The organism is Thermodesulfobacterium hveragerdense DSM 12571, from assembly GCF_000423845.1.
In the GTDB taxonomy this organism is placed as follows: Bacteria; Desulfobacterota; Thermodesulfobacteria; order Thermodesulfobacteriales; family Thermodesulfobacteriaceae; genus Thermodesulfobacterium; species Thermodesulfobacterium hveragerdense.
In genome coordinates this window covers 1-11,990 of sequence record NZ_AUIT01000014.1, presented here as the reverse complement: position 1 = coordinate 11,990, position 11,990 = coordinate 1, and the positions used below count along the sequence as shown (strand labels likewise).

The following is an 11,990-nucleotide window of genomic DNA, read 5'->3' as shown; positions in this document are numbered from 1 at the left end:
AAAATCAGACATCTCAATTTTTCTCTATCGAATGAAACACTATGACCTTTTCCTTTATGGAATTAAGTTTTATAATATTTTTATGTATAACTAAGTTATAAGAACTTTAAAATGGACACAAATCACCTAAAACCTAAGTTGGTTATAAGCACCTGCCTTTTAGGAGAAAACACGAGATATGACGGAAATCCTATTATTTTTCCTTTATCTAAAAAACTCTCTAATTTCTGTGAGTTTGTAAAGGTTTGCCCAGAAGTAGACATAGGTCTTCCTGTACCACGAGATAGGATTATTGTCTACAAAAAAGAGGGGAAACTTGGAGTCTTTCAACCAGCTAAAAAAAGAGATTTGACAGAAGAAATGTTAAACTTTTCTAAAAAATTTCTTGAGAACCTTAAAGATATAGACGGTTTTTTGTTAAAAAGTCGATCTCCTTCCTGCGGAGTTTCTGGAACCCGCTGGTATAAAGATAGAGAAGGCACCTTTCCTATCGGTAGAGGAAAGGGTATTTTTGCGATAGAGGCTGAGAAAATCTTTCCTGACATTCCTGTCGAAGACGACGGAAGGCTTCATGATCCTTTTATTAGAGAAAACTTTCTCACAAAGATTTTTAGTCTGGCAGACCTAAGAAACTTTTTAACCAAAGCAGAATCTTTCAAAGACCTTATAGCCTTTCATCAAAGATATAAATATCTTTTGATGAGCTATTCACCAGAAGGACTTAAAAAGTTAGGACAACTGGTTGCCTGGGGAAAAATTTTCCCTTTTAATCAAACCTTGGAAAACTACAAAACCCTTTTTAAAAAAGTCTTATCTCAACCTCCTACAAAAGGAAAGGAAATAAATGTATTACTTCATGTGTTTGGCCATTTCTCTTCTAAACTAACACCTGGAGAAAGGAAACACTTTCTATGGTTGATAGAACGCTACAAAAAAGGGAAAGCTTCCAAAAACACCCTTCTTGAAATTCTTAGAGCCTGGACGTTTAGGTTTGAAGACCATTACCTCAAAAACCAGGTCTTTTTAAACCCCTTTCCTCTTGAATTAGAATAATTTGTGTTTTATAATTTTTAAAAATAATAAAAAGGAGGGGCCTATGAAAGGGATTTTACAGAAAGTTGGATTAGGGTTGTTGATTTGTGTTTTATACTTAGGGCAGGGTTGGGGTTATGATGTAGAACTTGCTAAAAAGTTTGATAGTTTTTTCTCTAAGCTTACACCAGAGGTAATAGCTAAGAAACCCTGTATGATAAGTGTAAAAAATCTGTTTGAGATGATTGAGAAAAAAGAACCTTTTGTGGTTTTGGACATAAGAACCCCTCAAGAAAAAAATTTTGTTAGGGTGTCTATTCCTAACACGATAGAAATACCGATGCATGAACTTTTTAAAGAGGAAAACCTTAAGAACCTTCCTAAGGATAAATTAATCGTGGTAGTTTGCCACACCGGAGCCAGAGCGATTGCTGCCAGTTTACCTCTTAACATGCTTGGGTATAAAGCTATAGTCCTTGATGGCGGTATTTCTGAGCTTGCCAAAGCAGCCGGAAGAAGTGTGGTGGGGCTTAGCTGGTAAAAGTTGGAAGTAGATTTTTTATTTATTAATCCTTGGATATATGACTTTTCTGCCTATGATTTCTGGCTTAAACCTTATGGATTACTATATATAGGGGGTAAGTTAAGAAAGTTAGGATATAAAATTTATTATTTAGACCTGCTTGACCCCTTTGCAGAAGAACTACCTAAGCTTCCTAAGAGAAGGAGCTTTGGAACAGGTCATTTTTATAAACAACCTGTGCCAAAACCCTATTTTTTTCAAGACGTACCAAGAAGGTTTTATCGCTATGGACTTCCTTTCGAAACCTTTAAGCATAAAATATCTCGTCTTAAATTTAAAGCAGTCTTTATTACCACCACCCTTACCTACTGGTATCCTGGGCTTTTCTCTCTTATAGATTTTTTTGCTAAAAATTATCCTCAAACCCCGATTTACATAGGAGGAATCTACGCTAAACTCTGTAAAGACCACCTCTTACAGTTTTTATCACACTATCCAGACACAAAAACCTTTGTGGTTACCCAAGAAGAGGAAGAATTCCTCACCCAGATTAAAAGGGACTTTGCTCCTTCTAATCCACCTTTTATTCATGACTATCCTATTTTTGACCTGCAAACCAGAATACCTTACGTGGTTATCATGACCAGTCTGGGGTGCCCATTTAACTGTCCTTACTGTGCTTCTAAAAAGCTTTATCCTTGTTATAAAGAAAGGGCAGCTGAAGAGATTTGGGAAGAGGTATTTTTTTGGCACAAAACCTACGGAGTTAAAGATTTTGCTTTTTATGACGATGCCTTACTTTTTAATTTTGAAAAAAAATTAAGACCCTTTTTAGAAAAGATTATCGATTCCAAACTCAACATAAGGTTTCATACCCCTAATGCAGTGCATGCAAGGTTTATAGATAAAGAGGTTACCTTACTTTTAAAACAAGCAGGATTTAAAACCATAAGACTTGGGCTTGAAAGGGTAGAAAATCGGTTTGACCATAAAGTTACTCTTGAAGAATTCATAGAGGCAGCCTACTGCCTTAAGCAGGCAGGGTTTACTGCCAAAGAATTAGGAGCCTATGTTCTTTACGGAATCCCTGAAGAAAACTTTAAAGAAGTGGAAAAGGCCCTATTTTTCCTTGAAAAAATAGGAGTAAGTCCTTGTTTAGCAGAGTTTTCACCTATCCCAGGGACTCCTTTTTTTGAACTGGCTAAAACTTACTCCCGCTATCCCTTAGAAGATGACCCTATCTTCCACAACAACTCGGTGTTTCCTGCCTTTAAAAAACCTGTTTGGGAAGACATAGAAAGAATTAAAAATTTGGCAAGAACCATAAGACATAGGTTAACAACAGTTTAAAACTCCATCCACAGAAAGGCCCACTCTTTTAAAAACTTTTTTTCTAACAACCGATAACCTAAAGCTTCATATATTCTTAACATCTCCTCTGCATCTTCGGTTAAGATGCCTGTTAAAAAAATATTTGTTTTTCCTTTCTCAGAGATTTCAACCATCTTTTGAGAAAGATTTTTAAGCTCTCTATAGCCTATGTTGGCAAGTATCAACTCAAACTTTTCAGCAGGGACTTCCTTACTTACCAAAACCCTTCCTTCTACCTGGTTTAACTGAAGATTTTCCAAACAGGCTTTTAGAGCTTCTTCATCTATGTCTACTGCCCAGATTTTGGCTTTAGGTAAAAGTTTAGCACAGGCTATGGCTAAGATACCTGTTCCACAGCCAAGGTCAAGCACCTTATAAAGACTGTTTTGTCCCTTAGTCAAGGCAAAGTATTCTATGTACTCAAGCATCATCTGGGTTGTAGGATGATGCCCTGTTCCAAAGGCCTGCCCTGGTTCTATTACGATCACCACCTGACCCTGCGTGCTAAAACCTTCTTCCCAGGGAGGAATAACCCAAAGATGCTTCCCCACTTTTAAAGGCTTAAAGTTTGCTTTCCAAAGTTCTGCCCAGTTCTTTTCTTCAAAAACTTTATATTCTAACTCCACAAAAGGGTATTTAGCTAAGGCTTTCTCAATTTCTTCTAATGCTGGACTATCCTCTTTAAAGTAAAACCTAAAAACCACCTTGTCTTCTTGATAGGCTGTTTCCCAACCTTGAGAAAGCAACTGATAAAGCACTTCTTCTATTTCTTCCTCTTTTTCTCTGGGAACTTTTACGTTTATTTCATAAAGCATTTAAGAAAGCCTCCTAATTCTTTTTCGATCATATTTTAAAACATTTTTGGGTTTTACCCAGACAAAAAATAACGTGCCAATCTTAAAAATTGGTTGTAAAATAGTAGGTTATATGCGAAAATTCCCAGAAGAAACTCAAAAACTTATTTATCTAAGTCTTATCTATTTCTTTTCTGGCCTTCCTTTTGGGTTTTTCTATACCTTTATTCCTGTATTTTTAAGGACAGAAGGAATAAGTTTGCTACACATCGGACTTTTTTCTTTAGCAAGTTTGCCCTGGAGTCTAAGACTTTTCTGGGCTCCTTTGATAGACCGGTATTTTAATAAAACTTTTTGGATGGGAATATCTTTAATAAACATCGGGATAGTTATCTTATCTTTAGCCTTTACTCCTCCCCAAGGACTCACCTTTTTCATCTTGCTTATCCTGCTTTGTTTTTTTTCTTCGGTTTTTGATACCGCTGCCGATGGTTTTGTGGTAGAGTGGATCCCTACTGCTACCTTAGGAAAAGCCAATGGCCTAAGGATAGCAGCCTATCGATTAGCCCTGATTACTTTTGGAGGTGGGTTGGTTGCGGTAAGCCATTACTTAGGGTTTAAACCGGTATTTTATCTAATCTTTCTTATAGGTTTATCCATAGGGCTGTTTTTACTACTCAACCCTTTTCTTAAACACAACCCACCTAAAAAAACTTATTCTCTAAAAGAGCAGTTTATTCTACCCATCGCTGAGATACTAAAAAGGAAAGGGGTTTTCACCCTTCTCTTGTTTGTCTTTACTTACAAAATAGGGGATTCTTTGCTTGGGGCGATGGTTTATCCCTTTTGGGTGGACAGAGGTTTTTCCCGGTTAGAAATAGGGATGATCGCAGGGTCTATCGGAAGTATTCTTACCATACTGGGGTCCCTTTTAGGAGGATATCTTTCCAGCAGATGGACGGCCAAAAAATCCTTGCTAACATTAGGTTTATTTCAAGCCTTTTCCAACTTAGGTTATACCTTCGCCTCTATTTCAGCTCTTCCCAAAGAGACTGTTTATTTAGCCTCTGTAATCGAAAGCTTTACCGGAGGCCTTGGCACAGCAGCCTTTGTTACCTTTCTTACCAAACTCTGTCAGAAAGAGTTTTCTTCAACCCAGTATGCGGTTTTTTCTACTCTGTTTAGCCTTTCTTTAACCTTATCAAGAAGCTTATCAGGGGTTTTAACCACCTATTTAGGGTATACCTTATTTTTTGGTATAACCTTTCTGGTTTCTCTCCCTGCTTTTCTTCTAATACCTAAGGTTATTCAACATCTAAACTCAGAAGACTCTTAGAAATTGATTTGAAATTTTTTAGCATAAGGGCAAACCTTTTTAGGAGGCCATTTTTTAAAAATCTTATCCTTTTCAGAATGGCAGTTTAGACAAAAACCCACCCTTAAAATTTTTACCAGTTCCTCCTGACTAAAAGGACGAAGATTTGGCCGAGAAAAATTGACCAGCTTAGTTCCGTTAAGGGTAACCATCTGAGAAAGACAAACCCGCGGAGATTTTAGAAAAGGTTTTTCTAAGTTTACAACCTCTATAGAATTTTTACCTTTTACCACCTTTCCATACCCTAACCCTAAGGTTTTTGTGTCTTGATGGCAACTTTTACAAGAACGCCCCTGTTTCCCCGTGCTATGAGGGTTAAGTTTAGCAAAGGTAAGGCTTGTTATTTCTTTTTTTACCTCTCCTGTCTCTGAGAGGATGGTGATAAAATCCTGTCAGCCTGGGGTAACGGTAACCACTCTTTGATTATCTTCCACCGCTAAAGTAGGAAGTGCAAGTCTTCTATAAGATTCATGCTCTATCCAGAGCCCCTTCGTTTCCTTAGCAAGTATTTTGTCAAGATGGGTGTCTCTTGGGTCATATTTTATGTGACAGCCATAGCAATCAGGCATATGTTTGGCATGACAGCTCACACAGGTTAATCGTTTATGATAAGAAAGGCTACAAGCTCTAACCGATTTTTTGATTAAAAGTAGTTTTTCAGAACCTTTAATTTCTAAATAAGCCTGAGTCCCTTTTTTCTGAAAATTTTTTAGTTTCCTTCCTTTTTTAGTAGTCCCATCTCCTCCGTGACAGGTTTGGCATTCGATTTCTAAAGCCTCATGCAAACTGTAGTAAAAATTCCCATCTCCCATCACTTCTTCTTTAGTATGGCAGTCTACGCATTTTAACCCTTTTTGGAAATGAATGTCAGGAGAAACCCGATCTAACCATCTTCCGTCAACCCAAACTTCATCCCCTACCCCTCCTTGTTCATTTTCATAAAGTCCTTGGTAGGTAAAACCTATCCTCCCACTTCGGTTATGGCACCTTACACAGTTTTCCATCGGAGGATATCTAACCAGTTTAGGATGGGTTTTTCGAGAAGAATTGAGGCTCTCATCTTCCTCCTTTACCAAATGACAGGCAGAACATCCCCCTCCTTTTTCTTTCAAAAAATAGGGGAGTTTTCCCTTTTCTAACCAAAGATGACAACTGCCACAAAGTTTTCGGTAATAGTCTAAACCTAAGCTGTTTCTGGTTTTATGATAAACCTCCCTGTGATAAAGTTGAGATACACTCAACTTAGGATATAAAGATAAAACCTCTTTTTCTTCAAAAACTTCGAGGACTCTTTTTATCATTCCATGATTGGTAGCCATAAGAGAATTTTTTACCTTCGATATCTCAGTAGGATGACAGCCTAGTTGTCCACAGGTAAGATTAACATATCTCAGATCCCCGGGGTTTTTTACTATGTTTTTATGGGCCTCTTTAAAGTCTAACGTATAGGGATTCCCTAAATGACAGGAAGAACAACCAACGACCTTTTTTTCGTGCACCTTTTCAGGGACTACCTCCTGATGACAAGTGATACATAACTCTACCTCACCTGAGGTTAACTTAGCAACCTCTCGTCTGTCTTTTTTAGCTTCAGAATAGAACAAACAGAGGAAAATAGTTAATCCTAATAAAATCCAAAACGATTTAGTCTTAGCTAAACGTTTAAGTGTGGGCATCTCTGTAGATGATAAGGCTAAAAATAAAATAAACTAACAACCACAATATTAAAGCACCACCTATCCAGGGGCTAAACTTTCTTGCAGGCTTAAAACCTAAAAGAACAAGCCAAAAAACCGCTAAAAAAAGTACTCCCAAAGGGGGTAAAAACTTTAAAAGTCCCTGAGCCCCCCAAAAAAACCATGGACCAGTAACTACCGTTTTTCCTTTCTCTGACTCAAGAGGAACATAAAAGATGAAGGGCAAAATCAGGTTTAGGTAAAGATAAGGGGCATATTTAAGGCTTAGAACCCGTTTTATCGAGGCATGCCAAACAAAAAGCCCTATGGCTAACAAAAAAGAACCATAGATATGGGCTAAATAAACTCTATAAAGACCTCCTTTAGAAATTGGGAACAAAAGGTCTCTTAAAGCTTCTCCTACATAAGGTATGCTTAAGCAAAGATTTTCAGCTATGCTTCCTGCAAGCTTCCCTACCTCATCAAACCTTATCACATAACCGGTAAACGTTACAAAAATAAGGACGATAAAGCTTAACACCAAAAACAACCAGGCAACAAAAATTTTTTTATGATGCCATCCTCTGTAAAAGCTATCTAGCAGATGGAAAAAAGTTGAAATTAAGGCAAGTTGAGAAGAAAAATAGTGAAGGCTTCTAAAGAACCTACCAAAAGGCACCGATGACTCTAACTGAATTACACTGTAGAGAGGTTCGGTATAAAAGTAATGATAACTAACCACTATCCCAGATAAAATGGAGATTATAAGGCTTATCAAACAGAGATTGGCTATAAACAAGTTGAGCTTAGGAGAGGTGGAAAAGCTAAAAAACCTCAACCTCTAAACCCTGATAAGTAAGTCTGTAATTTAAGGTAGTAAGGTCTTTTTTTGCAGGTCCAGAGAGAAACTTTCCATAAAGATTAAACTTACTTTGATGACAAGGGCAGACGATCAAACCCTCTTCAAGAGAATAGCTAAGCAAACAGCCTAAATGAGGACACTTCCTGGAAAAAACCTTAAAATTAGTGCCTGTTTTTATCACAATAAAGTTTTCTTTAAAAAGGATATCTTTGGCTTTTTCTATCTCCTCAAAAAGAACCATAACCTTTTTAGGTGGGGGAGAAGATAAACTACTTAGGTTTTTAAAAACTCCATAAGTCAAAAAACCCAAAACGCCCAAAGAAAAAAAACTTAAAAATTTTCTTTTTTTTGAATTCATTGCTTTTTATTTAAAATAAACCGATAATTTTTTAAACTCTTCGGTTCCTGCTTTTTGTAAAAGTTGAAAGGTGATGGTTTCGGTATCAACAGGTAAAGCCCCTGAAAGGATGCTAAGCTGAAGGCCTGTCTTCCAGTTTTCCTCTTTACGACTACATACTGCATCCTTAGGTAAAAACACAAAATATCCTTTCGAAAGAAGGCTTAAGGCAGTTTGATAGATACAAATGTGGGTTTCCATACCTGTCAGAATTACTTTATTACGTCCATAGGATCTTAAGGTAGCTAAAAATTTCTCTTCTGCACAACAATCAAAGGTTATCTTTTCGATAGGATGATATTCCGGAAGAATCTGTTTTAAATCTTCTATGGTTTGTCCTAACCCTTTGGGATATTGTTCGGTAAGGATAACAGGTATTCCTAAGACTTTAGCTACCTCAACCAAAATGGTTATGTTTTTTATTATCTTAGAAACTATCTTTTCTTCCATCGCTCTCACCAACTTTTCCTGGACGTCTACCACAACCAAAACCGCTTCTTCAGGTTTGATAAAATACCTTTCCCAGTCCATCTTAATACCCCCTGTAGCTTTTAGTCAAACCTTTCTTCTTTAACACTTGGTGCAAGTTCCTTTAAAGCCCTTTTTATCAATTCGTCTAAGGTAGCCCCTTCTTCAAAAACGTTATATAAAACTGAGTCTATCTCTTTAGAACTAAACCCTAAGGATAAAAGACAGCTTTTAGCCTCTTCAAGGACCATTTCTTTTTCTGGAGGTAAGGTTATCCCTTTGAGGCTGGGTTTTAAAAATAGGCTCTTTAGTTCTAAAAACAGTTTTTCTGCCCTTTTTGGGCCTATACCTGGAACTTTTGCAAGTTCCTTCCAACGTGCTTCAAGGATTACTTGTCTTAGCTCTTCAGGAGAAAAAACAGAAAGTACGTTTAATGCAAGTTTAGGTCCAACCTTAGAAAGGGTGTTCAGTTTTATAAAAAGCTCCCTGGTTTCTTTGTCTAAAAACCCATAAAGCTCTAAAAATTCGTTTTTTCTTATAAAACTAACCAAATACATGGTTATCGGTTTATCAATAAACTTAGTTTTAAGTGACTCTACCAAGTTTAAAGGCACAAAAACCTCTATGGAAAAAACCTGTAAAATTTCTATGATAGCCTTATTAGGAGGATTTACGATTTTTAAAACCCCTGAGACTGCAAAAAACAAAATTAACCTCCAAGTTCAAAACCAAATAAAAGAGCCACTGCTAAAGCATCCACCTTATGAGAGTCTAACCCATCTTCCTCAAAATCTTCCACAAAAGATAAAACCCCGTGTTTATTCAACCACTGAATTTGAGAGACCATATCCTGTTTTTCAGCATTTCCATTCTGGGTCAAAAAATTTTTTATTTCCTTAGGGTTAAAAGTTTTAAACCTAAGGTTATAAAGACCGCAGAGAAGCAAAACCAAAGCTTGAGCCTGAGAAAGCTTTAGGGTCGCATTTCCAACCCCTCGTGTATAAACCTCTTCTAACGCCAAATAATCTGGGGAAAATTTATTTATGATTTCTTTAAGGTTCTCAAAGATCAAAGCCAGCTTTTGAGGAAGGGGTAAATGTTGAGGGGGACTGATGGTCCCCCAGGTTAACACCCTAAATTCTTGCTGAAGTTTTTCCACACAGGCATAACCTAAATGATTGAGCCCAGGGTCTATCCCTAAAATTTTCATCTATTAAGTTTTTCCATGATGTGTTCAGGGATATCAAAGTTAGCATATACCTGCTGAACATCGTCGTTATCGTCAAGTGCCTCTATAAGTTTTAAAAGGGTATTTGCTGTTTGTTCATCCGAGATCGGGACAACAGATTTGGGCACCAAAGTGAGCTTGGCAGAAAGGATCTCAACACCAGCTTCTTCTAAGGTTTTTTTAACCTCTTCAAACTGAGAAGGTTCTGTGATGATTTCGATTTCACTTTCATACTCTTTGGTATCCTCTGCCCCTTTTTCTATGGCTATCTCTAAAGCCTTCTCTTCATCCTTTTTAGGTACAACGATCAATCCTTTGTGTTCAAAGATCCAAGAAACTGCCCCTGGCTCTGCCAAATTACCACCATGTTTACTAAAAATATGTCTTACCTCAGAAACAGTCCTTCTTCTGTTATCGGTGATAGTATGGACCAAGATGGCAACCCCGCCAGGACCATACCCTTCAAACACCGCCTCTTCGTAGTTGGTCCCTTCTTCTTGCCCTAAGGCTTTTTTTATGGCCCTTTCGATGTTTTCTTTGGGCATGTTAGCTGCTCTTGCCGCCTGTATAGCTGCCCTCAACCTTGGATTTAGCTCAGGATCTCCGCTTCCCCCTGCCCTCACAGCAATCACGATTTCTCTTATAAGTTTAGTGAATATTTGACCTCTTTTAGCGTCTTGAACAGCTTTTTTTCTCTTTATTTGTGCCCAATGGGAATGTCCAGCCATAATACCACCCCTTAAAAATTTTTTTAATAAGTATAATAGGTCTTGCCAAAAATTCAAACTCTATTAAAATAGGTTTTGATAGATTTTTCCGCCGGGGTGGCGGAATTGGCAGACGCGGTGGACTCAAAATCCACTGGGGTTCACCCCCGTGCGGGTTCGACTCCCGCCCCCGGCATTTTCTCCTATACATAAACTATCTTTTTCTACATAAATAAACCTCTGTATAGAGCCCACACACAGCAATTTCAAAAGATTGAAATCTAAAAACCTCTACATCAAATCCTGTAGCACTTTGAATAAGGTATGGCAAATCATACCCGTATTTCCAGGTAACCAAAGAGCCCTGTTTTGGGTTCTGAGGATTACCATGATATTCGGGATTACCTATTATTTTTACCGTTCCGTCTGGCATCTTTAAAGCCACCTGCTTGCTCTCTAATAAGCCTGGTTGGGTAGGTGTGGTAAAGATACAAATTCCACCTTTCTTTAGGGTTCTATAAATTTCCCTAATAGCTCTAATTGGATCAAACACGTGTTCTAAAACGTCAAGATGTATCCATACGTCTACACTTTCGTCTGGTAGTGTAAGCTCTTCTAAATTTTCATTTCTCAAACCATTTACATACTCGCCAAAATTTCTATCGGGATAATAACCACAAGCATGGTAATGTTTAGCGTGTTTTTTTAGTAATAATGAAAGGCCTCTCAAGGCGGGAGATTGTTCATAGATAATTTTTTCTTCAAATAATTTTTGTTTAGGAATTTCTCTAAAAAGAACATAAGCAACTGCCCTCTCTCGAGTGACACAACGATTAAGAGGACAGTCAGGTGAAAACAAAACATCTCTACAAGAATAATAATCATCTGTAGATATAAACTTTACACGTCTTTCACAGATCGGACAATTGGCAAAAAATATAACCTCATATCTTTTAGAAAACTTTACAGAACCTAACTCTTTCTCTAAGTTTTTAATAACCACTTTAATCTCATATTCTTTGCCATCAGCAAATTTTTCTGGTATGTCTATTGCAAAAGCATGCTTACCATCTCCGATTCCAGCATCAAGTAGGTCCTCTCTAAACCGATCAGCTACCCCCTCAGCTACAGGTTCTTCGTCGATCAAAACTACCACCTCAACCCTTTCCTCTGGACTTTCTTCGTTAAAAACCCAACCAACTAATTTTAAATCTATAACACCATCCAGATTCCCGCATATCTTTTGGGAGTAGAATATAAATTGTGTCTTTTAATAAAATATTTTAGAGGCATAATAAAAATTTTTAATATTTTTTAAATTAATGATAACATAAAACCTAAAAGACTAAACTAACCAGGAGGTCTGTAAAATGGAAAACTTAGACTTAGATTTAGAAAAAGTTTTAAGTGAAATCTCAAAAATTGAATCAAAAGAGGGTATCAAAATGGCTGCTGCACTCCTCTTAAACGCTCTCATGAAAAAAGAAAGAGAAATATTCCTTAGAGATAGTATTGATAATAAAGCTAATGGTTACTATGAAAGACAACTTGCCTGTT

At 37.2% G+C, this 11,990-nt stretch carries 14 protein-coding genes, 1 tRNA gene and 1 pseudogene; 6 read left to right on the top strand and 10 right to left on the bottom strand.

Annotated elements, in window-relative coordinates; translation table 11 throughout:
* The first annotated feature begins 111 nt into the window (after nt 1–111).
* The 3 genes from G580_RS0105775 to G580_RS0105765 are packed head-to-tail and all read left to right on the top strand — an operon-like array spanning nt 112 to nt 2,905.
* The gene (locus tag G580_RS0105775; RefSeq protein WP_028841400.1) at nt 112–1,053 is read left to right on the top strand and encodes a YbgA family protein; all 942 of its coding nucleotides are present in this window, start codon (nt 112–114) and stop codon (nt 1,051–1,053) included.
* A 43-nt stretch (nt 1,054–1,096) separates the two neighbouring features.
* A complete protein-coding gene (locus tag G580_RS11035) occupies nt 1,097–1,573 on the top strand; it encodes a rhodanese-like domain-containing protein (protein WP_051173158.1) in 477 nt (158 codons plus the stop codon).
* Between the two features lie 3 nt (nt 1,574–1,576).
* A complete protein-coding gene (locus tag G580_RS0105765) occupies nt 1,577–2,905 on the top strand; it encodes a B12-binding domain-containing radical SAM protein (RefSeq protein ID WP_028841398.1) in 1,329 nt (442 codons plus the stop codon).
* On the opposite strand, the gene G580_RS0105760 is transcribed toward G580_RS0105765, so the two are convergent.
* Complete coding sequence (locus tag G580_RS0105760) at nt 2,902–3,741, bottom strand: 50S ribosomal protein L11 methyltransferase (protein ID WP_028841397.1); 840 nt, start codon at nt 3,739–3,741, stop codon at nt 2,902–2,904. The genes G580_RS0105765 and G580_RS0105760 overlap by 4 nt on opposite strands.
* 112 nt (nt 3,742–3,853) lie before the next feature.
* Here G580_RS0105760 and G580_RS0105755 point away from each other — a divergent pair, with 112 nt between their 5' ends.
* Nucleotides 3,854–5,056, top strand: a complete 1,203-nt coding sequence (locus G580_RS0105755) for an MFS transporter (protein ID WP_028841396.1) — start codon at nt 3,854–3,856, stop codon at nt 5,054–5,056.
* On the opposite strand, the gene G580_RS0105750 is transcribed toward G580_RS0105755, so the two are convergent.
* The 8 genes from G580_RS0105750 to G580_RS0105715 all read right to left on the bottom strand — a co-directional run bounded on the left by G580_RS0105750 (nt 5,053) and on the right by G580_RS0105715 (nt 10,454).
* Nucleotides 5,053–5,328: a hypothetical protein gene (locus G580_RS0105750; RefSeq protein WP_028841395.1), complete on the bottom strand. Its 276-nt coding sequence runs from the start codon at nt 5,326–5,328 to the stop codon at nt 5,053–5,055. The two genes, G580_RS0105755 and G580_RS0105750, sit on opposite strands and share 4 nt — an antisense overlap.
* Before the next feature lie 159 nt (nt 5,329–5,487).
* A complete protein-coding gene (locus G580_RS0105745) occupies nt 5,488–6,771 on the bottom strand; it encodes a cytochrome c3 family protein (protein ID WP_156874795.1) in 1,284 nt (427 codons plus the stop codon).
* Entirely contained in the window at nt 6,758–7,609 is an 852-nt protein-coding gene (locus G580_RS0105740; protein ID WP_028841393.1) for a cytochrome b N-terminal domain-containing protein, read from the bottom strand. Before G580_RS0105740 ends, G580_RS0105745 begins: the two co-directional genes overlap by 14 nt.
* Entirely contained in the window at nt 7,596–7,874 is a 279-nt protein-coding gene (locus G580_RS11030) for a QcrA and Rieske domain-containing protein (RefSeq protein WP_169357089.1), read from the bottom strand. The genes G580_RS0105740 and G580_RS11030 overlap by 14 nt, the downstream gene beginning before the upstream one ends.
* Nucleotides 7,875–7,997: 123 nt before the next feature.
* The gene (locus G580_RS0105730; RefSeq protein WP_028841392.1) at nt 7,998–8,561 is read right to left on the bottom strand and encodes a hydrolase; all 564 of its coding nucleotides are present in this window, start codon (nt 8,559–8,561) and stop codon (nt 7,998–8,000) included.
* A 20-nt stretch (nt 8,562–8,581) separates the two neighbouring features.
* Nucleotides 8,582–9,205 (bottom strand): Holliday junction branch migration protein RuvA, encoded by a 624-nt coding sequence (ruvA, locus tag G580_RS10165; RefSeq protein ID WP_051173154.1) that lies wholly within the window; start codon nt 9,203–9,205, stop codon nt 8,582–8,584.
* A gap of 2 nt (nt 9,206–9,207) precedes the next feature.
* On the bottom strand, nt 9,208–9,708 hold the full coding sequence (locus G580_RS0105720) for a crossover junction endodeoxyribonuclease RuvC (protein WP_028841391.1): 501 nt from the start codon (nt 9,706–9,708) through the stop codon (nt 9,208–9,210).
* Nucleotides 9,705–10,454, bottom strand: coding sequence for a YebC/PmpR family DNA-binding transcriptional regulator (locus tag G580_RS0105715; RefSeq protein ID WP_028841390.1), 750 nt, complete (start codon nt 10,452–10,454; stop codon nt 9,705–9,707). The genes G580_RS0105720 and G580_RS0105715 overlap by 4 nt, the downstream gene beginning before the upstream one ends.
* Before the next feature lie 90 nt (nt 10,455–10,544).
* Here G580_RS0105715 and G580_RS0105710 point away from each other — a divergent pair.
* Nucleotides 10,545–10,629: transfer RNA gene (locus tag G580_RS0105710), tRNA-Leu, on the top strand.
* Nucleotides 10,630–10,647: 18 nt separating this feature from the next.
* Here the strand turns inward: G580_RS0105710 and G580_RS10160 are convergent.
* Complete coding sequence (locus tag G580_RS10160; RefSeq protein ID WP_051173152.1) at nt 10,648–11,589, bottom strand: class I SAM-dependent methyltransferase; 942 nt, start codon at nt 11,587–11,589, stop codon at nt 10,648–10,650.
* 214 nt (nt 11,590–11,803) lie between these two features.
* Here G580_RS10160 and G580_RS10155 point away from each other — a divergent pair.
* Nucleotides 11,804–11,990, top strand: a pseudogene (locus G580_RS10155) (IS256 family transposase); the annotation flags it as partial.